The organism is uncultured Methylobacterium sp. (assembly GCF_964244095.1).
In the GTDB taxonomy this organism is placed as follows: Bacteria; Pseudomonadota; Alphaproteobacteria; order Rhizobiales; family Beijerinckiaceae; genus Methylobacterium.
The window spans coordinates 21,355-42,521 of sequence record NZ_CAXTHR010000019.1 but is presented as its reverse complement, the minus strand read 5'-3'; the positions used below and the strand labels follow the sequence as shown (position 1 = coordinate 42,521).

15 protein-coding genes are annotated in these 21,167 nt (G+C 72.0%); 7 read left to right on the top strand and 8 right to left on the bottom strand.

Going from position 1 to position 21,167, the window contains the following annotated elements:
• From ACFE86_RS05265 to ACFE86_RS05230, 8 genes are all read right to left on the bottom strand, one after another.
• The coding region (locus ACFE86_RS05265; RefSeq protein WP_375454272.1) for a bifunctional precorrin-2 dehydrogenase/sirohydrochlorin ferrochelatase at positions 1-401 on the bottom strand (401 nt) is incomplete at its 3' end.
• Positions 402-444: 43 nt separating this feature from the next.
• The gene (locus tag ACFE86_RS05260; RefSeq protein ID WP_375454270.1) at positions 445-3,117 is read right to left on the bottom strand and encodes a molybdopterin-dependent oxidoreductase; all 2,673 of its coding nucleotides are present in this window, start codon (positions 3,115-3,117) and stop codon (positions 445-447) included.
• Positions 3,118-3,225: 108 nt separating this feature from the next.
• On the bottom strand, positions 3,226-4,824 hold the full coding sequence (locus ACFE86_RS05255; RefSeq protein WP_375454269.1) for a sulfite reductase subunit alpha: 1,599 nt from the start codon (positions 4,822-4,824) through the stop codon (positions 3,226-3,228).
• Positions 4,821-6,605 carry a NirA family protein gene (locus ACFE86_RS05250; RefSeq protein WP_375454268.1) on the bottom strand — a complete coding sequence of 595 codons (1,785 nt, stop codon included), beginning with the start codon at positions 6,603-6,605 and terminating at the stop codon, positions 4,821-4,823. The genes ACFE86_RS05255 and ACFE86_RS05250 overlap by 4 nt, the downstream gene beginning before the upstream one ends.
• Positions 6,606-6,617: 12 nt before the next feature.
• Complete coding sequence (locus ACFE86_RS05245) at positions 6,618-7,886, bottom strand: NAD(P)/FAD-dependent oxidoreductase (protein ID WP_375454267.1); 1,269 nt, start codon at positions 7,884-7,886, stop codon at positions 6,618-6,620.
• A 389-nt stretch (positions 7,887-8,275) separates the two neighbouring features.
• Entirely contained in the window at positions 8,276-8,488 is a 213-nt protein-coding gene (locus tag ACFE86_RS05240; RefSeq protein ID WP_375454266.1) for a hypothetical protein, read from the bottom strand.
• A 126-nt stretch (positions 8,489-8,614) separates the two neighbouring features.
• On the bottom strand, positions 8,615-9,634 hold the full coding sequence (locus ACFE86_RS05235) for a CmpA/NrtA family ABC transporter substrate-binding protein (RefSeq protein WP_375454265.1): 1,020 nt from the start codon (positions 9,632-9,634) through the stop codon (positions 8,615-8,617).
• Positions 9,635-9,644: 10 nt separating this feature from the next.
• On the bottom strand, positions 9,645-10,232 hold the full coding sequence (locus ACFE86_RS05230; RefSeq protein ID WP_375454264.1) for an ANTAR domain-containing response regulator: 588 nt from the start codon (positions 10,230-10,232) through the stop codon (positions 9,645-9,647).
• Positions 10,233-10,476: 244 nt separating this feature from the next.
• On the opposite strand from ACFE86_RS05230, the gene ACFE86_RS05225 reads away from it, so the two are divergent.
• The 7 genes from ACFE86_RS05225 to ACFE86_RS05195 all read left to right on the top strand — a co-directional run bounded on the left by ACFE86_RS05225 (position 10,477) and on the right by ACFE86_RS05195 (position 21,163).
• Entirely contained in the window at positions 10,477-11,031 is a 555-nt protein-coding gene (locus tag ACFE86_RS05225; protein ID WP_375454263.1) for a hypothetical protein, read from the top strand.
• A 144-nt stretch (positions 11,032-11,175) separates the two neighbouring features.
• The gene (locus ACFE86_RS05220) at positions 11,176-13,050 is read left to right on the top strand and encodes a glycoside hydrolase family 15 protein (protein WP_375454262.1); all 1,875 of its coding nucleotides are present in this window, start codon (positions 11,176-11,178) and stop codon (positions 13,048-13,050) included.
• A 25-nt stretch (positions 13,051-13,075) separates the two neighbouring features.
• Positions 13,076-15,163, top strand: coding sequence for a transketolase (gene tkt, locus ACFE86_RS05215; protein WP_375454261.1), 2,088 nt, complete (start codon positions 13,076-13,078; stop codon positions 15,161-15,163).
• A gap of 98 nt (positions 15,164-15,261) precedes the next feature.
• Entirely contained in the window at positions 15,262-18,111 is a 2,850-nt protein-coding gene (locus ACFE86_RS05210) for a bifunctional transaldolase/phosoglucose isomerase (protein ID WP_375454260.1), read from the top strand.
• Positions 18,112-18,152: 41 nt separating this feature from the next.
• A complete protein-coding gene (gene gnd / locus ACFE86_RS05205; protein ID WP_375454259.1) occupies positions 18,153-19,130 on the top strand; it encodes a phosphogluconate dehydrogenase (NAD(+)-dependent, decarboxylating) in 978 nt (325 codons plus the stop codon).
• Positions 19,131-19,865 (top strand): 6-phosphogluconolactonase, encoded by a 735-nt coding sequence (gene pgl, locus ACFE86_RS05200; RefSeq protein ID WP_375454258.1) that lies wholly within the window; start codon positions 19,131-19,133, stop codon positions 19,863-19,865.
• Between the two features lie 251 nt (positions 19,866-20,116).
• Complete coding sequence (locus ACFE86_RS05195; RefSeq protein WP_375454257.1) at positions 20,117-21,163, top strand: HD-GYP domain-containing protein; 1,047 nt, start codon at positions 20,117-20,119, stop codon at positions 21,161-21,163.
• The last annotated feature ends 4 nt before the right edge of the window (positions 21,164-21,167 follow it).

Sequence of the window (21,167 nt, the reverse complement as noted above, 5' to 3'; positions counted from 1 at the left end):
GCGCCGAACTTCACGTCGCAGAGGTGCGGCCGGTCCACCGCGTTGACGATGGCGCCGGTGCCGCGGGCGCAGGCGACGAAGGCGACGCACTCGGCCTCGTCCTCCATCGCGCCGATGCAGAAGGCGGCGCCCCAGAGGTCGTCCTGCGTCCAGGCGCGCGCGTGCAGCGTGACGCTGCCGGCGACGATCTCGGCGGGGACCCCGCGCAGCTCCTCGCTCGGGTCGGGGGCGTAGACGTCGACGTGGGCGCCGGCGGCGGCGAGCAGCTTCACCTTCCACGGCGCGCCGCCGTTGGAGCCGGCGAGCACGGCGCGCTTGCCCTGCAGCGGGACGAAGACGGGGAGGACCGCGAGGGGTTCGAGGCCGGCGCGGGTCTCGCGCGGCTGGCGGGGCGTGCTCATGCGGGTCGGCGTGTTCATGGGTCGGGTCTACCCGAAGGTGAGGCTACGCCGCACTGCGCGCAAGCGCCTCGGGCAACAGCTTGCGGATCTCGGGGATGCACGAGCCGCAATTCGTGCCGGCCTTGCAGGCGGCGCCCACCGCCTCGACGGAGCCGGCGCCCCCCGCGATCGTCGCGGTGATGACGTCGAGCCCGACCCCGTGGCAGGCGCAGACCACGGGCCCGGCACCCGCCGTGGCGGCGCGGCCCGAGAGCAGGGCGCGGCGCTCGGCCGCGTCCGGCGCCGGGCTCGCAAACAGCGCCTTGGCGGCTTCCCAGTCCGGTCGGCCGTCCGCCGGCGCGAAGGCGAGGCAGGCGACGAGCCGCTCGCCGTCGTAGGCCGCGCAACGGTAGCGCCCGCGGGCGTGGTCGGCGTACTCGGCGAGTTCGAGGCCCTGGAACAGGCCGCGCATCAGCAGGGCCGCCTCGCGGGACCCGTCCTGCGTGGCGAACTGGAGGCCGGAGCCGCCGGTGATGGTGGCTCGCGCCCACCACCAGCCGGCGGGGCCGGCGACCGGCTCGCGGCTCAGCAGGAAGCCGCGGGCGCGGTAGGCGACGGGCGCGATCGCGGCCGGCGTCGCCTTGAGCTCCGGCTGGCCCGAGAGCGGGTCGGGCACGCCGCGCACCAGCGCGCCGACGCGGGCCTGCGAGGCGTTGGCGTCGCTCCAGTGCATCGGCATGAACAGGGTGCCGGGCGCGACCGCCTCGGTGACGATCACCTCGAGCTCGGCCGCGCCGTGGGCGGTCGAGACCCGGGCGATGCCGCCCGCGACGAGGCCGGCCCTGTCCGCGTCCCGCGGGTGGACCTGGACGAAGGGCACCGGCCGGTGGGCCGAAAGCCGCTGGCTCTTCCCCGTGCGCGTCATCGTGTGCCAGTGGTCGCGCACCCGGCCGGTGTTGAGCACGAACGGCATCGCCGCGGTGGTCGCCTGCGCCAGCGCCGGCGCCTGCACCGCGACGAAGCGGGCGCGCTTGTCGAAGGTGAAGAACCGGCCGTCGGAAAACAGGCGCGCCTTCGGGCCGCCGCGCTTCGGGATCGGCCACTGCACCGGCAGAGTCCCGTCGTAGGCCGCGTCGCTGATGTCGCTGAGGCCGCCGATGTCGAAGTCGCGGGTCCCGTCGTTCTCGAAGCCGGAGAGGCCGGCATGCTCGCGGAACACGGCGGCCGCCGAGGTGAAGCCGAAGGCGGCGCCGTGGCCGAGGCGCCGGCCGACATCGGACAGCACCGCCCAGTCCGGCCGTGCCTCGCCCGGCGCCTTGAGGAACTTGCGCTGGCGGGTGATCCGGCGCTCGGAATTCGTGACCGTGCCGTCCTTCTCGCCCCAGCCCTGCGCCGGCAGCAGCACGGTCTTCTTGGCCCTGGCCCGCGCCGTGTCGGAATCGGCCATCACCTCGGAGACGACGAGCAGGTCGAGGCCCTTCAGAGCCTCCTTGACGTGGTCGGCCCGCGGCATCGACACCAGCGGGTTGGTCCCCATCACCCACAGCGCCTTGATCCTGCCCTGCGCGATCGCATCGAACAGGGCCACGGCCTTCATGCCCTCGCCGGTGATCAGGTTCGGAGCGTTCCAGAACCGGCGGACCTTGTCGACCTCCTCGGGGGAAAAGTGCATGTGGGCGGCGAGCATGTTGGCCAAACCGCCGACCTCGCGCCCGCCCATCGCGTTGGGCTGGCCGGTGAGCGAGAACGGGCCCATGCCGGGCTGCCCGATGCGGCCGGTGGCGAGGTGGCAGTTGATGATCGCGTTGCCCTTGTCGGTGCCCTGCGCCGACTGATTCACCCCTTGCGAGAACGCGGTGACGACGCGCGTCGTGCCCGTGAACAGGTCGAAGAAGGCGGCGACGTCGGATTCGGAGAGGCCGGTGGCGGCCGCGGTCGCGGCGATGTCCGGCGCGATGGAGCGCGCCCGGTCCAGCGCCGCGTCGAAGCCGGCGGTGTGGTCGGTCACGAAGCGCGCGTCGCACGCGCCGGCGCGGTCGAGGTGGACGAACAGTCCCGAGAACAGCGCGGTGTCGCTGCCGGCCCTGAGGCCGAGGAACAGGTCGGCCTCCTGCGCGGTCTCCGTCCGGCGGGGATCGATCACCACGAGCTTGGTGCCGCGGCCGACCCGCGCGTCGACCATGCGGCGGAACAGGATCGGGTGGCACCACGCGGTGTTCGAGCCGACCAGCACGATGACGTCGGCCTCGTCGAGATCCGCGTAGCAGCCCGGCACCGTGTCGGAGCCGAAGGCGCGCCGGTGCGCGGCCACCGCCGAGGACATGCACAGCCGCGAGTTGGTGTCGACGTGCGGCGTGCCGATGAAGCCCTTGGCGAGCTTGTTGGCGACGTAGTAATCCTCGGTCAGCAACTGGCCGGAGAGGTAGAAGGCGATCGCCTCCGGCCCGTGCCGCTCGGCGGTGCGGCGGAAGGCGCCGGCGACGGTGCCGAGCGCCGATTCCCACGACACCCGCGCGCCGTCGACCTGCGGATGCAGCAGGCGGTCCTCCAGGCCGAGGGTCTCGCCGAGCGCCGAGCCCTTCGAGCACAGCCGGCCGAAATTGGCCGGGTGCTCGGCGTCGCCCGCGATGGCCGCGCCGCCCTCGCCGTCCGGCGTCGCGAGCACGCCGCACCCGACCCCGCAATAGGGGCAGGTGGTCCGAACCGCCTGCGACGGCTGCGGCACGTGCACGCTCATGGCTCGGTCCTCGGATTTCTTATCGGTGCCTCCGCGGGCCGGGGCAGCAAAAGTCGGGCCGGCCTCGGCCGAGCCCTCCCCCGCAGAGGGGGGAGGGAAGGCGGCACTTCAGTAAACGTCGGCCTGGTAGCGCCCTGCCTTCTTCAGGGCCGCGAAATATGCCACCGCCTCGTCCGGCGACTTGGCGCCGTGCTGGGCCGCCACGTCGATGATCGCCCGCTCCACGTCCTTGGCCATGCGCTTGGCGTCGCCGCAGACGTAGAAGTGGGCGCCCTCCTCCAGCCACTTCCAGAGATCCGCGCCGTTCTCGCGCATGCGGTCCTGGACGTAGGTCTTCTCGGTGCCGTCCCGCGACCACGCCAGCGACAGGCGGGTCAGCACCTTGTCGTCGCGCAGGGCCTCCAGTTCGTCCTTGTAGAAGAAGTCCGAGGCTTGGTGCTGGTGGCCGTAGAACAGCCAGTTGCGCCCCGGCGCCCGCGTCGCCGCGCGCTCGCGCAGGAACGCGCGGAACGGCGCGATGCCGGTGCCGGGGCCGCACATGATCACGTCGGTCGAGAGATCCTCGGGCAGCGCGAAGCCGTGCGCCTTCTGGAGGTAGATCCTGACCTTGGTCCGCTCCGGCATGCGCTCGCCGAGATGCGTCGAGGCGACGCCGAGGCGCAGGCGCGAGCGGTGGTTGTAGCGCACCGCGTCGACGGTGAGCGAGACCCGGCCGGGATCGGCCTTCGGCGAGGACGAGATCGAGTAGAGCCGCGGCTGAAGCTCGTCCAGGGCTTCCAGGAAGACCTCGGCGTCGGGCCGCGCCTTGGGGAACTTGTGCAGCGCGCCGAGCACGTCGAGATAGGCGGCGTCGCCGTCCGGGTCCTCGCCGGCCGAGAGCGCCTTGGCCTTCCTGCGTGCCTCGCCCGAGGTGAGGAGCGACAGGAGCTGGTAGAGCCCGTCGGGCGCGGCGCCGAGCGAATAATCGGTGAGCAGCCGGTCGCGGAGCGTCTTGGCCCCGATCATGCGCTCGGGGCGCGCGCCGAGTTCGGCGATCACCGCGTCGGCCAGAGCCGGCGCGTTGGCCGGGAACAGCCCGAGGCTGTCGCCGACCACGTAGTCGATCGGCGTGTCCGTCAGGTCGAACTCGACGTGCCACGTCTCCTTCTCGCCGCCCGGATCGTTGAGGCGGCGGCGGGACAGGAAGGTCGCCTCGACGGGATTTTCGCGGCAGAAGCCGAGCGGACCGAGATCGGCCGGCTTGTCGGCGGCCGCCTCCCCGTCGGCGGCCGCCGGCGCGGCTCCGCCGCCGAACGCCTCGTCGAGCTTCTTCAGCATCCGGAGCGTGTCCTTGCCGCCGGGCTGGCAGAGGTTGAGGCGCGCCTCGCTCTTGAGGAAGATGGCGTTGGCGTAGTCGGCGCAGTTGTAGCCGCACTGGCCGCAATCCTGCTGCGCCATCGCCGCCATGAGTTGGTGCGGTTCGGGCCGGGCTTTCGCCATCTCCATGCGCTCGGTGATCGGCAGCGACGGGTCGTGCCAGGGCGCGTCGTCGTTGTCGGCGAGCTTTTGGCCGCCGCCGGGTATCTCGCCGGGGGCGAGCGCGGTCGCGCCCTCGACGGCGGGGCCGAGGAGCGCCGCGAAGTAGCCCGACAGCCACGAGCGCTGGTCGGCCGAGAACGGGGCGCTCTCGGGGATGAGGACGAGAGGGGGGGAGACGTGCTCGCTCATGCGGCGGCCTTGAGGGCTGGCTGTTCTTCGGCAAGGTCGCGCAGGGCTTCCGGCCCGGTGCGCGCGGTGAAGTCCTGGAAGCTCTCGTCGGGGCCGGTCCGGCGGGCGAGGTAGGTGCGCAGCAGCGCCTCGACGCGGGAGGGTGCGTCCTCGGCCTTGATCGCGCTCCAGATCTCGGTGCCGATCTTCGGGTTCTCGGCGAACCCGCCGCCGACCACGATGTCGTAGCCCTCGACGGTGTCGCCCTCCTCCGAGACCACGACCTTGGCGCCGATCAGGCCGATGTCGCCGATGTAGTGCTGGGCGCAACTGTGATGGCAGCCGGTGAGATGCACGTTCACCGGCACGTCGAGCTCGGGGAGCGTGGCCTCGACGTGGTCGGCGATGATCATCGCGTGACCCTTGGTGTCGGAGGCGGCGAACTTGCAGCCGTTGCTGCCGGTGCAGGCGACCAGCCCCGAGCGGATGCCGGCGGCCTTGGTGGTCAGCCCGAGCGCCAGCACCCGCGCCTCGACCTCGGCGACCCTGGCGTCGGGCACGCCGGAGAACAGGAAGTTCTGCCACACCGTCATGCGGATCTGCCCGTCGCCGCACTCGCGGGCGATGGTGGCGAGCTCCCGCACCTGGTCGCTCATGATCTTGCCCACCGGCAGGATCACGCCGATCCAGTTGAGGCCGGGCTGGACCTGCGCATGCACGCCGACATGGGCGAACCGGTCCGTGGCCCTGCGCGGCGCGACGTGGGCAGGATCGACGCGGGCGAGCTTGTAGCCCAGCTTCTCCTCCACGGCGGCGAGGTATTTGTCGAAGCCCCAGGCGTCAAGGACGTACTTCATCCGCGCCTTGTTGCGGTTGGTGCGGTCGCCGTGCTCGATGAACACCCGGATGATCGCGTCGGCGACCCGGTTGCAATCCTCGGGCTTCAGCACGATGCCGGTGTCGCGGGCGAGATCGCGATGGCCGGAGATGCCGCCGAGCACGAGGCGCATCCACACGCCCGGCGCCACGCTCGCGCCTTCGAGCACCTCGACCGCCTGGAAGCCGATGTCGTTGGTCTCCTCCAGCACCGCGACGATGCCGCCGCCGTCGAAGGCGACGTTGAACTTGCGCGGCAGGCCGTAGAGCGAGTGGTCGTTGATGATCCAGTTGTTCCAGGATTTTGCGAGCGGGCGCGTGTCGAGGAGTTCCTGGGCGTCGATGCCGGCGGTGGGCGAGCCGGTGACGTTGCGGATGTTGTCGGCGCCCGCGCCCCGCGCGGTGAGCCCGATGTCGACCAGCCCGTCGAGGAAGGGCTGGGCGTGCTCGGGCGCGATGTGGCGGACCTGGAGGTTCGCCCGCGTGGTGACGTGGACGTAGCCGCCGCCGTGCGCGTCGGCGAGATCCGCGATGGCGGAAAACTGCCAATGGTGCAGGATGCCGTTGGGGATGCGCAGGCGCGCCATGAACGAGGTCTGGTTCGGCGCGACCCAGAACAGGCCGTGGTAGCGCCAGCGGAAGTTGTCCTCGGGCTTCGGGGCCTTGCCGGTGGCGGCCTCGACCTTCAGCCGGTTGTGGCCGTCGAACGGGTTCTCCGCCCGCTTCCACTTCTCCTGCTCGCAGAGCTTGCCGCCCGCCTTGACCGTGCGGTCCTGCGCCTTGATGTGGATCGCGTCCGGCCCCGTGGGTTCGGCCGGAGGGGCGAGGTTGCCGGCGGCCAGGCCCCCGGTGAGGCGGGCCGCAGCGATCCCCGAGGCGAAGCCTTCGAGGTAGCGCGTCTGCTCGGCGTTGAAGTCTTCAGCCATGGTCTGCCGCCTTCACGCTGCGAGGGGTTGGGTGGGAGGTTGGGCAGCAGGGCGCCCGAACATCAGGTCGTCGAGGTGGTCGGAGACCGGCTCGCCGGTGCGGATCAGGCTCTTGCACCAGCCCTGCTCGGCAATGTCGCCGACGAAGACCGCGCCGATCAGCCGGCCCTGCTCGATCAGCAGCTTGCGGTAGAGGCCCGCACCCGGATCGCTCATCACGATCGCCTCGGCGGTGTCCGGCGTGTCGACGACGCCCGCCGAGAACACCGGCAGGCCCGAGACCTTGAGGCTCGTGGACAGCGCGGTGCCGCGATATTCGGCCGCGTGGCCGGAGAGGTGGCGGCTCAGGGTCTCGGCGTGCTCGTAGGCCGGCTCGACGAGGCCGTAGACCATGCCGCGGTGCTCGGCGCATTCGCCGAGCGCGAAGATGCGCGGGTCCGACGTGGTCATCCGGTCGTCGACCTTGATGCCCCGGGCCGTCTCGATCCCCGCTCCTTGAGCCAGCGCGAGGTTCGGACGCACGCCCACCGACATCACCACGAGGTCGGCCGGCAGCACGGTGCCGTCGGCGAGGACCAGGCGCTCGACCCGGCCGTCGCCCTCGACGCGGTCGGTGTCGGCCTTGAGCAGCACCTTGACGCCCCGCGCCTCCATCGCCCGGCGCACGAGGCCGGCCGCGGGATGGTCGAGCTGGCGCTCCATCAGCCGGTCGTTGACGTGGAGCAGCGTGGTGTCGACGCCGAGCCGGGCCAGCCCCACGGCGGCCTCCAGCCCGAGCAGGCCGCCGCCGATGACGATGGCGCGCGCGTGCTGCACCGCGGCCTTGCGGATCGCGGCGACGTCGGCCAGATCCCGAAACGTGATGATGCCGGGGAGATCCATGCCGGGCTTCGGCAGCCGGATCGGCAGGGAGCCGACGGCGAGGACCAGCTTGTCGAAGGGCAGCACGTGGGTCTCTCCGACGACGACCAGTGCGTTCTCGCGATCGACCTGCGTCGCGGGCGCGCCGGTGATCAGGCGGATGCCGTGGCTCTCGTACCAGTCGAGGCCGCGGAAGGCGCAGGCCGCCTCGTCGACCTCGCCGCCGAGGAGCGACGACAGCAGCACCCGGTTGTAGGCCGCCACCGGCTCGGCGCCGACGACGGTCACGTCGTAGCGGCCGGGCGAGCCTTCCGTCAGGCGTTCGAGGAAGCGCAGCGACGCCATGCCGTTGCCGACCACGACGAGCCTCTCGCGCGAGAGCCCCGCGGCGGGCGCCTGATGCGGTTCCGGTGTCGGCATCGTTGGAAAGGTCTCGTCCTTGGCTGTCATGCGCGTGCGCAACGAAAAAGCCGCCGCCGGCCGCTCGCCGCCCGACGTTGCCGTCTGCGCGAGAAACCGGTTCAGCGGCTTCGCTGACGGTGCTGCCCGTCCTCGTTGACGGGGCGGGGGATCGGAGCAGGTTCCGTGCCAGTTCGCCGAACCGGTTCCAAGGTGTGGCCGCCACCTGCGGATCGGGCCGGCGCGTCCGGCCAAGCTCACGCCTCGCGCCGGGAATGCGGTGCACAAAGAAGAGGCTTCTGGGGTCCGATCAGGCAGAGCCACGGGCCCGATCTCCGGCGGCGCACCGTCATCGACGGTGCGGGTCGCGGAGACGGATGGGTCCGGTCCCTGCCTCGGACGAAGGCGCGCTAAAGAAGCGTCGAGAGTGCGGCCATCAGGCCGATGACGGGCACGGTGCCGATCAGCAGGGCCCAGCGCCATGCGCGCGGGCGCGCGGCGCGCCGGTTGTCGTTGACCGCCCGCGGCGGGCGCCCCCGATGGCGGACATAGGCCGAGAGGTCCACGCGTCCGCGCGAGGCGGGACGGGGCGAGGAGGCGTCGAGCTTGCGGCAACCGGGCATGGCGGACGGATAACGGCGTCGCGGCCTCCGCGTTCCGTGCCTCGGTGCCAGGATCGTGCCTTGGAGCCAGGACGTGCGGCCCGCCTGCGTCCGGGTTTCCGCCCGGACCGGCTCGCACCGGACGCCTCAGCCGGAGGTGAGCCCGGCCGCCGCGTAGAGGTCCCGCCGGTAGACCGCCTCCGCGGCCGCCGCGAGGTCGTCGCCGTCCGGCACCTGCCCGGCCGCCCGCATCTGCGCCATCAGCCAGCGGAGATGGTCCGCCCGCGGTTCCTGGGCCGCCGCGTCGAGGCGCAGGTAGTCGCGCGCGGCGCGCTGCCGCCCGGATTCGTCGAGGGTGATCGTCCCGTCCAGGGCCCGGGCGATCAGGCCGGCATCGAGGTTGAGGTAGGGCCGCCGCGCGAGGCGGTGGACGAGCTCGGTCCGGTTGGCGGGGTCGGCGCACCAGCGCCCGGCGCTCGCCACGGCGCGCACCAGGGGCAGGATCGCCCCGTCGAGCCGCGGCGACACGGCCAGCACCTTCTCCGGGGCGTCCGGCGCCACCTCGCAGCCGAGCGCCGCGATGCGCCCGAGCCCGGCCGCGACCGCGACCGCGTTCCACGGCGCGCCGGCGCAGAACCCGTCGACGATGCCGCGGGACAGGGTCTCGACGCTGTGCTGCGGCGGCACCACGACGAGCCGGAAGGCCGCCGGGTCGAGGCCGCCGGCCTCGGCGAAGAGCCGGAGCTGGTAGGTGTGGCAGGAGAACGGATGCACGGTGCCGAGCGTCAGCGGCCGGCCCGCGGCCCTGCGCTCCCGCGCGACCCGGCCGAAGGCGCGGGCGACGTCCGCCAGGTCCTCGCTCTCGGGCGCCATCGCGGCCCAGAGCGGGTTGGAGAGCGTGATCGCGTTGCCGTTGAGGCTGAGCGAGAGCGGCACGATCAGGTCGGAGGGAGGGCCGGAGAGCGCCAACGCGCTGGCCAGGGCCAGCGGCGCCAGGATGTGGGCGGCGTCGAGGTAGCCGAGCGCCAGCCGATCGCGCAGCGTCGCCCAGGACGGCTCGGCGGCGAGGTCGAGCTCGAGGCCCTCGGCGCGGGCGAAGCCCATCTCGTGGGCCGCGATCACCGGGGCGGCGTCGCACAGCGGCACGTAGCCCAGATGAAGCCTCATCGCGACCCCCTCACCCGAGCAGGTCGGCGGCGGTGACGATCGCGCGGGCGATGTCGGCGATCTTGCGCTTCTCGTTCATCGCCTTCTTGCGGAGCTGCTTGTAGGCCTCGTCCTCGGACAGGCCCTTCATGCTCATGAGGATGCCTTTGGCGCGCTCGATCAGCTTGCGGTCGGCGAGTTCGCCGCGCGCCTCGGACAGCTCGCGCTGGAGCCGGGAGAAGGCGTTGAACCGCAGGATCGCGATGTCGAGGATCGGCTTGATCCGCTCCGGCCGCAGGCCGTCGACGACGTAGGCGGAGATGCCGGCATCGACCGCCGCCTGCATCATCGTGGCGTCGGAGCGGTCGACGAACATCGCCACCGGCCGCTCGGCCTGGCGGCCGACGCCCGACATCTGCTCCAAGATGTCCCGGCTCGGGCTCTCCAGGTGGATCACCACCACGTCGGGGGCGAGCGCGGCGACCCGCTCCATCAGGTCGGCGGTGTCGGCCATCACCACCACGCGGCCGATGCCGGCGGCGCGCAGGCCCTCCTCCAGGATCGCGGCCCGCGCCCGGCTCGGATCGATCACGGCGACGGTGAGGCTGGATTCGGTCATCGCGGCCCGGCGGGGCGTCTGTTCGGGATCGGCCGCGACCGGCGCCGGCGGCGGCTCGGGCGACGCAAGCGGCGTGCCCCCGTTCGGTGGTCCGGCCCCGCCGCGCCGGATCGGAAGTTTTGCCGCAGCCCGGCTTCCCGTCCGCCGCTCGGGTAACCGACCGGAAAGGAAACGGCCCCGCTTCCGCCGCAAATCCGGGTCTCTCCTGACGGTGTCGCGACGGTCGGAAGGTTCGCAGGGTCCGATGCCGAAGCCAGACCCCTTCGCCGCCCTCGACGGACACGGTGCCGGCCGCCTCTCCCTCCCCTTCCTGCCGACCCTGGTGACCGCGCTCGCGCTCGGCGCCGCCTCGCTGGCGTGCCGCGAGCCCGCCCCCGCCGCGCCGGCTCCGGCGGCCTCCGTCGAGCCCCGCGCCTTCCACGCGGCCGCGCCGGCCGAGGCCGCTCCGCCCCGCCCGCCGGCCGCGATCACCTTCGCGCAGTACCCCCCGCGCCTCGCCTTGCCCGAGGCGCGCGCCGCTGCGCCGCCGCCTCCGGCGGCCCGGATCGCCGCCGCCCAGCTCCGGCGCGCCTGCACCGGGCAGCCTTGCACCGAAGGCCCGCCGCGTCGGCCCGCCCCCGCCGCGACCGTCCAGCCGGCGGCGGTCGAGGCGCAGGCCGGGACCGGGGACGGCCTCCCGGACCTCGCCCTGCCCTTCGCGCCGGCCGCGCGGGTCGTCGGGGAGGCCGCGGCCTTCGTCCGCACCGGCGCCGCCTCGCTCGGTGGCTCGGTCTCGGTGCTGATCGACCGGCTGCGCTGAACCGCCGTCGGATCGCCCGGATGCCGCACCGAATGTTGCAGTGCGTCCGTCCGATTTCCGTGCGCGCCCTGGACCCTTGCCGTCCGCCGACCTAGGTGCGGTGCATCGGACGGCGTTCGCCGCCGGCCGTGACGGACCCGGTTCATGGCGGCACGCATCGAGGATTACGCGCTGATCGGCGACGGCCGCACCGCCGCCCTGATCAGCCGTCAGGGCAGCGTGGACTGGCTGTGCTGGCCGCGCTTCGATGCCGCCGCCGTGTTCGCCGCGCTGCTCGGCACCGAGGCGCACGGGTTCTGGCGCCTCGCGCCGGCGGCCGCCCACGTCGAGACCACCCGGGCCTACCGCGACGGCACCCTCGTGCTGGAGACACGGCACGAGACGCGCGAGGGCGCGGTGCGGGTGATCGACTACATGCCGGCCGGAGACGGCTCACACCTGATCCGCCTCGTCGAGGGCGTGCAGGGCCGCGTCGCGATGCGCATGGACCTCGCGATGCGGTTCGATTACGGCTCGGCCGTGCCCTGGGTCACCCACAACGAACTCGGGGATCTCCGTGCGGTCTCGGGCCCGCACAAGGCGGTGCTGCGCACCAGGGCGCCGCTCGCGGGCTCCGGGCAGACCACGGTCTCGGACTTCACGGTCGAGGCCGGCGAGTCGGTCGCCTTCACCCTGAGCTACGGCGCCAGCCACGAGGACGACCCGGCCCCGGTCGAGCCGCGCAAGGTTCTCGCCGAGACCGACCGTTTCTGGCGCGACTGGTCCGACCGCTGCGCCGGGGGCACGCCCTGGGACGCGATGCTGAAGCGATCGCTGCTGACGCTCAAGGCGCTGATCTACCGGCCCACCGGCGGGATCGTGGCCGCGCCCACCACCTCGCTGCCGGAGGAACTCGGCGGCGTGCGCAACTGGGACTACCGCTTCTGCTGGCTGCGCGACTCGACCTTCACCCTGCTCGCGCTGATGGATGCCGGCTACCTCGACGAGGCCCGCGCGTGGCGCGACTGGCTGCAGCGGGCGGTGGCCGGCAACCCGGAGCAGGCCCAGATCCTCTACGGGCTGGCCGGCGAGCGGTTGCTGCCCGAGATCGAGCTGGACTGGCTGCCCGGCTACGAGGGCTCGAGGCCGGTCCGGGTCGGCAACGCCGCGGTCTCCCAGTTCCAGCTCGACGTCTACGGCGAACTGTTTGACGCGCTGTATCAGGCGCGGGTGCGCGGCATGCCGACCGACGAGGACGGCTGGCGCGTCGGCCTCGCCATCGTCGCCCACCTGGAGAAGGTCTGGCACGAGCCCGACGAGGGCATCTGGGAGGTGCGCGGCGGCCGCAGGCACTTCGTGCACTCCAAGGTCATGGCCTGGGCCGCCTTCGACCGGGCGATCCGCAGCCACACCGGCCAGCCCGACGCCCCCGACGCGCCGGTCGGACGCTGGATCGCGATCCGCGACCGGATTCACGCCGAGGTCTGCGAGAAGGGGTTCGATGCCGAACTCGGCAGCTTCGTGCAGTCTTACGGCGCCAAGCAGCTCGATGCGAGCCTGCTGCTGATCGCCCATATGGGCTTCCTGCCCCAGGACGACCCGCGGGTGGTCGGCACCGTCGCGGCGATCGGGCGCGACCTGATGCGCGACGGCTTCGTCCTGCGCTACCATACCGAGGGCAAGACCGACGGGCTGCCCGGTGGCGAGGGCGCGTTCCTGCCCTGCACCTTCTGGTATGCCGACAACCTGATCGGCCTCGGCCGCCGCGAGGAGGCCCGCGCGATCATCGAGCGCCTGATCGGGATCTGCACCGACCTCGGGCTGGTGTCCGAGGAGTACGACGTGAAGGCCCGCCGGCTGGTGGGCAACTTCCCGCAGGCGTTCACCCACGTCGCGCTCGTGAACACCATCCTCAATTACAGCCGGGCCGAGGGTCCGGCGCAACGACGCGGCGGGACCGACGATGCCGAGGTCCCGGCGCATCTGGCACCGAGGGCGCGCAACCCGCGCGCGGTCGCGACGGGCGTCGCGCCGCACTGACCACAACCGGAAAGATGGCAAGACCATGAGCGGAGCAGACAGCGCGCCCAAGACGGCGCTTTCCGAGATCGACAAGCTGAGCATCGACACGATCCGCACGCTGGCGATCGATGCGGTGCAGAAGGCCAATTCCGGCCATGCCGGCGCGCCGATGGCGCTCGCGCCCGTCGCCTACACCCTGTGGAACCGGTATCTCCGCTACGACCCGGCGCACCCGCACTGGCCGAACCGCGACCGCTTCGTGCTCTCCTGCGGCCACGCCTCGATGCTGCTCTACGCGCTGCTGCACCTGGCCAACGTGGCGGAGACCGACGGCGGCAACGCACCGGCCGTGCGGCTCGACGACATCAAGAGCTTCCGCCAGCTCGACAGCCGCACGCCGGGGCACCCGGAATACCACTTCACCACCGGCGTCGAGACCACCACCGGGCCGCTCGGCCAGGGGGTGGCGAACTCCGTCGGCATGGCGATGGGCGCCCGCTTCCTGGGGGCGCGCCTCAACCGGCCCGGCCTGCCGCTGTTCGACTACAACGTCTACGCGATCTGCTCGGACGGCGACCTGATGGAGGGCGTGGCCTCCGAGGCCGCCTCGATCGCCGGGCACCTGCGGCTGGCCAACCTCTGCTGGATCTACGACAACAACACCATCACCATCGAGGGCCACACCGAGCTGGCGTTCAGCGAGGAGGTGGCGGCCCGCTTCCTCGCCTACGGCTGGCAGGTGCTGCGGGTGGCCGACGCCAACGACGTGGCCGCGATCGCCCATGCGCTGGAGACCTTCCTCGGGTCCGCCGACCGGCCGACGCTCATCGTCGTCAACTCGGTCATCGGCTACGGCGCGCCCAAGAAGCAGAACACGTCAAAAGCCCATTCCGACGCGCTCGGCGAGGACGAGGTCAAGGGCGCCAAGCGCGCCTACGGCTGGCCGGAGGACGCGGTGTTCTTGGTGCCGGACGGTGTCCACCGGAACTTCGCCGACGGCATCGGCAAGCGCGGCGCGGGCCTGCGCGACGCGTGGCAGGGTCTCCTGAACACGGCGCGTGAGCGCGATGCCGCCCACGCCGAGGACCTCGACGCGTTCCTGGAAGGGCGCCTGCCCGATGGCTGGGACAAGGACATCCCGGTGTTCGAGCCCGACGCCAAGGGCATCGCCACGCGCGAATCCTCCGGCAAGGTGCTGAACGCCATCGCGCAGCACGTGCCGTTCATGCTCGGCGGCTCGGCCGATCTCGCGCCCTCGAACAAGAGCAACCTCACCTTCGCGGGCGCCGGCTCCCTCGGACCCTTCGAGCCGGGCGGGCGCAACATCCATTTCGGCGTGCGCGAGCACGCCATGGGCTCGATCGTCAACGGCCTCGGGCTCTCGGGGCTCAGGGCCTACGGCGCCACCTTCCTGGTGTTTGCCGACTACATGCGCCCGCCGGTGCGGCTCGCTGCGCTGATGGAACTGCCAGTGTTCCACATCTTCACGCACGATTCGATCGGCGTCGGCGAGGACGGGCCGACCCACCAGCCGGTGGAGCAGTTGCTGAGCTTGCGCTGCATCCCCGGCCTCGTCACCCTGCGCCCGGCCGACGCCAACGAGGTGGCGGAGGCCTACAAGGTGATCTTCTCGCTGAAGGACCAGCCGGCGGTGCTGGCGCTGTCCCGCCAGCCGCTGCCGACGGTGGACCGCACCAAGTTCGGGAGCGCGGCGGGCGTGGCCAAGGGCGCCTACGTGCTCGCCGGAGGCGACGCGACGCCCGACGTGATCCTGATCGGGTCGGGCTCGGAGGTGCAGCTCTGCATGCAGGCCTACGAGGCGCTGACCGCGGAGGGCGTCGCGGCCCGCGTCGTCTCGATGCCGTCCTGGGACCTGTTCGAGCGCCAGGACGAGGTCTATCGCAACGCGGTCCTGCCGCCGGACGTGCTGGCGCGGGTGGCCGTCGAGCAGGGCTCGGTGATCGGCTGGGACCGGTATACCGGCTCATCGGGCGCGATCATCGGCATGTCGACCTTCGGCTCGTCGGCGCCGCTCAAGGACCTCCAGGCGAAGTTCGGGTTCACGCCCGAGAAGGTGCTCCAGGCCGCCCGCGACCAGATCGCCAAGCACAAGACCAAGCACAAGACATAGCGTCTCGGACGCCGTCCTCCGTTCCGAACGGAGCGGACGACGGCGCCGGGCGGTTATCCCAGGACCGGTCACGACCGACGATTTCGCGAGGCATCGACATGAACGCGCTCAAGGCCCTGCACACGCAACAGGATCAGGCGGTCTGGCTCGACTTCGTCGCCCGCGGCTTCATCGCCAAGGGCGAGCTGAAGGCGCTCGTCGAGAACGACGGCCTGCGCGGCGTCACCTCGAACCCGTCGATCTTCGAGAAGGCGATCGGGCATTCCGACGAGTACGATTCCAGCCTGAAGGCGGTGCAGGAGGCGGGCGACGCCCGCGTCATCGACCTCTACGAGGGGCTCGCCATCGCCGACATCCAGGCGGCGGCCGACGTGCTGCGCCCCGTCTACGAGGCGAGCGACGGCGCCGACGGCTACGTCAGCCTCGAGGTCTCGCCCTACCTAGCTCTCCGCACCGAGGAGACTCTTGAGGAGGCCCGGCGCCTGCACAAGGCGGTGGCCCGCGACAACCTGATGGTGAAGGTGCCGGCCACCCCCGAGGGCATCCCGGCGATCCGCCAACTGACCGCCGAGGGCATCTCGATCAACGTCACCCTGCTGTTCTCGCAAGGGGAATACGAGAAGGTCGCCCGCGCCTTCGTCGCCGGCCTCGCCGACCGCGCCGAGGCTGGCGGCGACGTCTCGCGGATCGCGAGCGTGGCGAGCTTCTTCATCAGCCGCATCGACGTGCTCGCCGACAAGCTGCTCGACGAGAAGATCGCGCAGGCCAACGACGCCGATGCCAAGGCCGCCCTGGAGCAGCTCAAGGGCAAGGTCGCGATCGCCAACGCCAAGCTCGCCTACCAGCGCTACAAGGCGGTGTTCTCGGAAGCCAAGTGGACGGCGCTCGCGCAGAAGGGCGCCAAGGCGCAGCGCCTGCTCTGGGCCTCGACGGGCACCAAGAACAAGGCCTACCGCGACGTGGTCTACGTCGAGGAGCTGGTCGGCCCCAACACCGTCAACACCATGCCGCCGGCCACCATGGACGCGTTCCGCGACCACGGCGAGGTGCGCAACGCGATCGAGGAGGACGTGGCGGGTGCGCAGGCCGTGATGGCGGCGCTGGCAAAGGCCGGGATCGACATCGACGCGGTGGCCAAGCAACTGGTCGAGGAGGGCGTGCAGCTCTTCATCGACGCCGCCGACAAGCTGCTCGGCGCGGTCGCCGGCAAGCGCGTGGCGCTGCTCGGCCACCGCCTCGATCACCAGAGCCTCAAGCTCGGCGAGGCGCTGGCCGCCGAGACCGGCAAGACGGTGGAGGCGTGGCGCGCGAGCGGCGCCATTCGCCGGCTCTGGGCGCACGACAAGAGCGTGTGGTCGAATGCCGACGAGGACAGGTGGCTCGGCTGGCTGCGCATCGTCGAGGACGAGCTGGAGCACGCCGACGCTTACGCGGCGCTTGCCGCCTGGGTGAAGGACCAGGGCTTTGCCGACGTGGTGGTGCTCGGCATGGGCGGGTCGAGCCTCGGGCCGGAGGTGCTCGGCCTGACCTACGGGCAGCGGGACGGCTTCCCGAAGCTCGCCATCCTCGACTCGACCCATCCCGACGCGGTGCGGGCGCTGGAAGCCTCGCTCGACCTGCCGCGCACGCTGTTCATCGTCGCCTCGAAGTCCGGCTCGACGCTGGAGCCCAACGTGTTCCGCGATTACTTCTTCGGGCGTATGCAGGAGATCGTCGGCGACAAGGCCGGTGAGCACTTCCTGGCCGTCACCGATCCGGGCTCCGCGATGGAGCAGGCGGCAAAATCCCAAAAATTCAAAAAAATCTTCCATGGCGTGCCGTCGATCGGCGGGCGCTACTCGGTGCTGTCGGCCTTCGGGCTGGTGCCGGCGGCCTGCATCGGCATCGACGTGAAGGATGTCCTGGAGCGGGCGCGGATCATGGTCCGCTCCTGCGGCCCGGCCGTGCCGCCCTCCGAGAACCCCGGCGTGCTGCTCGGCGCGGCGATGGGCACCGCCGGCTTGGCCGGGCGCGACAAGGTGACGATCGTCGCCTCGCCGCCGATCGCCAGCTTCGGCGGCTGGGCCGAGCAGCTCATCGCGGAATCCACCGGCAAGCAGGGCAAGGGCCTGATCCCGATCGACGGCGAGCCCGTCGACGTGCCGGCGGTCTACGGCCACGACCGCCTGTTCGTGTACCTGCGCCTCGACGGCCACGCCGATGAGCGCCAGGACGAGGCCTTGCGCAGCCTGGAGCGCGAGGGCCATCCGGTGGTGCGCATCACCCTCGATTCGGTGGAGCAGCTGCCGCAGGAGTTCTTCCGCTTCGAGATGGCGACCGCGGTGGCGGGCGGCGTGCTCGGCATCAACCCGTTCGACCAGCCCGACGTCGAGGCGAGCAAGATCGAGACGAAGGCGCTGTTTGCGGCCGCCGAGGCGAGCGGCGCGCTGCCCGGCGAGACGCCGCTGTTCGAGGACGCGACGATCGCGCTCTACGCCGACGCGCGCAACGCCGCCGCGCTGCCGCGGGCCGCTGAGGGGCTGGAGGCGGCGCTGAGGGCGCAGGTCGGCCGGCTGAAGGCCGGCGACTACCTCGCGCTGCTGGCCTACGTGCCGCGCAACGAGGCCAACGCCGCAACTCTGCAGCAGGCCCGGCTCACTGTCCGCGACGCCCGCCACGTGGCGACCTGCCTGGAATTTGGGCCGCGCTTCCTCCACTCGACGGGCCAAGCCTACAAGGGCGGCCCCGACAGCGGCGTCTTCCTCCAGATCACCGCCGATCCGGCGCACGATCTCGCGATCCCCGGGCGCAAGCTCGGCTTCGGCACGGTGGTTGCTGCGCAGGCGCGCGGCGATTTCTCGGTGCTCGCCGAGCGCGGGCGCCGGGCGCTGCGGGTGCACATCAAGGGCGGCGACGTGGCCGCCGGGTTGAAGCGGATCGCGGCGGCGCTGACGGCGTCGGTCGCCTGACGCCCGCAGCCGCCGGGACGAGGCCTTCGGAGGAGGATGCGATGCAACTCGGCATGATCGGCCTCGGCCGGATGGGCGGCAACATCGTCCGGCGCCTCCTGCGCGACGGACACACGGCGGTGGTGTTCGACCAGAGTCCCGAGGCGGTGGCGACGCTGGTGGAGGCGGGCGCGGTCGGGGCCGACAGCCTGGAGGACTTCGTCCGGAAGCTCGACCTGCCGCGCGCCGCCTGGGTGATGTTGCCGGCCGGCACGATCACCGAAGGCGCAGTGAAGACGCTGGGCGATCTGATGCAGGCCGACGACGTCATCATCGACGGCGGCAACTCGTTCTACGGCGACGACGTGCGCCGCGCCGGCGAACTCAAGGAGAAGCGCATCCACTACGTCGATGTCGGCACCTCCGGCGGCGTCTGGGGGCTGGAGCGCGGCTACTGCATGATGATCGGCGGCGACACGGCGGCCGTCGATCGCCTCGACCCGATCTTCGCCACCCTCGCGCCCGGCATCGGCGACATCCCGAAGACGCCGGGCCGCGACGGCCGCGACCCCCGGGCCGAGCAGGGCTACATCCATGCCGGCCCGAGCGGGGCCGGCCACTTCGTCAAGATGATCCACAACGGCATCGAGTACGGCCTGATGCAGGCCTATGCCGAGGGCTTCGACATCCTCAAGCACGCCGACAGCGAGAACCTGCCGCCGGAGCGCCGGTTCGAGCTCAACCTCGGCGACATCGCCGAGGTGTGGCGGCGCGGCAGCGTGGTCTCGTCGTGGCTCCTCGACCTGACGGCGAGCGCGCTCGCGGGCGACGAGAAGCTCGACGGCTTCTCCGGCTACGTCGAGGATTCCGGCGAGGGGCGCTGGACGATCAACGCGGCGATCGAGGAATCGGTGCCGGCGACCGTCCTGTCGAACGCGCTCTACCGCCGCTTCCGCTCGCGCGAGGACGCGTCCTACGCCGACAAGATGCTGTCGGCGATGCGCAAGGGCTTCGGCGGCCACCAGGAGCCCAAGAAATAGATGACGATCGCGCTTCCCGCCGGCGCCGAGATCCTGCCCGACGCCGACGCGGTGGCCCGCGCCGCCGCCGAGCGCCTGATCGCGGCCTGCGAGGCCGTGCGGACCGAGCGCATCGCGATCTGCCTGTCCGGCGGCTCGACCCCCAAGCGCCTCTACGCGCTGCTCGCCGGCCCGGACCATGTCGGACGCGTGCCGTGGGCGCGCGTGCACTGGTTCTTCGGCGACGACCGGGTCGTGCCCTGGGACGATCCGCGCAGCAACGTGCGCATGGTCCGCGAGGCGTTCGGCCACGGCGCGCCGATCCCGGCGACGCACCTGCACTTCATCCCCTCCGACGCGGGCGCGGAGGCCGGCGCGCAGGCCTATGCGCGCACGCTGCTGGACTTCTACGGCGCCGACGCCCTCGATCCGGCCCGCCCCCTGTTCGACTGCGTGCTGCTCGGGCTCGGCGAGGACGGCCACACCGCCTCGCTGTTCCCGGGACAACCGGCGCTCGCCGAGACGACGGCGCTCGCCGCCCCCGTGCCGGAGGCCGGCATGGCGCCGCTGGTCCCGCGCATCACGCTGACCTATCCGGCGCTCGCGTCCTCCGCCCTGGTGCTGTTCCTCGTCGCCGGTCCGGGCAAGCGCGACCCGCTGCGCCGCCTCGGGGCCGGCGAGGACCTGCCGGCGGCCCGCGTCGCGAGCCGCGGCCGGATCGCGTGGCTGATCGACGCGGCCGCCGCCGACGCCTGACGCCACCCCGGGGCCCCGCTCCCCTCTCGCCCGAGCGGGCCGCGCGACCGAAGCGGCCCGGCCGACGATGTGTCTTGCCGGCGGCGTAAAGCTGCAACACGCCCGAGCGGACAGGACGGTTCGTTCATACGTCTTCGGGTTTATTAGCATGGGAGTACGGCCAGCTCGGTCGAGCGAAAACGCTCCTTGCGCGTGCGGACAGGCGCGGAGAGCCGATAAATCGAGGGAAACGCCGCGTCATGCGATCGGGCATGTTGGTTCTGTTCACCGATCAACCCGACCGCAGCGCCGTTCTCGCGGAGGCCCTGGACCAGATCGGCCCGTGCCGCGTCCTGTCGATCGAGGAGCGTGCCGGCGAGGCTCAGGCGGGGTGTCTCGGCCTCGTCGCCGACGTCGACCTGCTCCGACCGGCCACGATCTGGGGCCTGCGCACCCTGCTCGCGACCGTCCGCCGTCCGGGCCTGCCGTTCATCTGCCTTACGCGCCGGATGGGCGAACGCAGCCTCGCCGAGGCGCGCGCCCTCGGTGCCAGCCTCAGCCTGCCGGTCGAGACCGCTCCCGCGACGGTGGTGGAGGCCTTTCTCGCGCATCTGAAACCGGTCCGTTCGCTCGCAGAGGCGAAGATCGTCCGCGGCGTCGAGCGGGCGGCCACCGCCCTCACCCGGCTGCTCGATACGGCGCGTACCCACGACACGGTCGACGCCGCGGCCGTCGAGCAGGGGCTCTGCCCGATTCTCGCGGCGGTGGATGCCGGCGGCCTCGCGAACTGGCTCGACACCGTGCGCAGCTACGACGACGCCACCTACCAGCACTGCCTGCTGGTGGCGGGCTTGGCTGCACGGTTCAGCATCGATCTCGGCTTCTCCGCAGCCGACCAGCAGCAACTGGTGCGGGCCGCCCTCGTCCACGACGTCGGCAAGGCCCGCATCCCGCTGGCGATCCTGAACAAGCCGGACGCCCTCGACCCGCAGGAGCAGGCCGTCATGCGGACCCACCCCGCGATCGGCCACGCGATCCTCGTCGCGGCCGGCGGGTTCGATACGGCGACGCTGTCGGTGGTGCGCCATCATCACGAGATGCTCGACGGCTCGGGCTATCCCGACGGCCTCGCCGGCGACGCGATCGGCGACGTCGTCCGGCTGACCACGATCTGCGACATCTACGCCGCTCTGGTGGAGCGGCGCTCCTATCGCGCGCCGATGACGAGTGCCGCCGCGATGGCCGTCCTGAGAGGGATGGGCGGCAAGCTCGACGACGCCCTGGTCCGGGCATTCGCCCGGACGGTCGCCGGAAGCTGAGGTT

Bases quoted from the DNA above. Each gene is read 5' to 3' on its own strand.
- ACFE86_RS05260 (WP_375454270.1), bottom strand. From the start codon at position 3,117: ATGAGCGTGCACGTGCCGCAGCCGTCGCAGGCGGTTCGGACCACCTGC.
- ACFE86_RS05255 (WP_375454269.1), bottom strand. From the start codon at position 4,824: ATGAGCGAGCACGTCTCCCCCCCTCTCGTCCTCATCCCCGAGAGCGCC.
- ACFE86_RS05250 (WP_375454268.1), bottom strand. From the start codon at position 6,605: ATGGCTGAAGACTTCAACGCCGAGCAGACGCGCTACCTCGAAGGCTTC.
- ACFE86_RS05245 (WP_375454267.1), bottom strand. From the start codon at position 7,886: ATGCCGACACCGGAACCGCATCAGGCGCCCGCCGCGGGGCTCTCGCGC.
- ACFE86_RS05240 (WP_375454266.1), bottom strand. From the start codon at position 8,488: ATGCCCGGTTGCCGCAAGCTCGACGCCTCCTCGCCCCGTCCCGCCTCG.
- ACFE86_RS05235 (WP_375454265.1), bottom strand. From the start codon at position 9,634: ATGAGGCTTCATCTGGGCTACGTGCCGCTGTGCGACGCCGCCCCGGTG.
- ACFE86_RS05230 (WP_375454264.1), bottom strand. From the start codon at position 10,232: ATGACCGAATCCAGCCTCACCGTCGCCGTGATCGATCCGAGCCGGGCG.
- ACFE86_RS05225 (WP_375454263.1), top strand. From the start codon at position 10,477: ATGCCGAAGCCAGACCCCTTCGCCGCCCTCGACGGACACGGTGCCGGC.
- ACFE86_RS05220 (WP_375454262.1), top strand. From the start codon at position 11,176: ATGGCGGCACGCATCGAGGATTACGCGCTGATCGGCGACGGCCGCACC.
- tkt (WP_375454261.1), top strand. From the start codon at position 13,076: ATGAGCGGAGCAGACAGCGCGCCCAAGACGGCGCTTTCCGAGATCGAC.
- ACFE86_RS05210 (WP_375454260.1), top strand. From the start codon at position 15,262: ATGAACGCGCTCAAGGCCCTGCACACGCAACAGGATCAGGCGGTCTGG.
- gnd (WP_375454259.1), top strand. From the start codon at position 18,153: ATGCAACTCGGCATGATCGGCCTCGGCCGGATGGGCGGCAACATCGTC.
- pgl (WP_375454258.1), top strand. From the start codon at position 19,131: ATGACGATCGCGCTTCCCGCCGGCGCCGAGATCCTGCCCGACGCCGAC.
- ACFE86_RS05195 (WP_375454257.1), top strand. From the start codon at position 20,117: ATGTTGGTTCTGTTCACCGATCAACCCGACCGCAGCGCCGTTCTCGCG.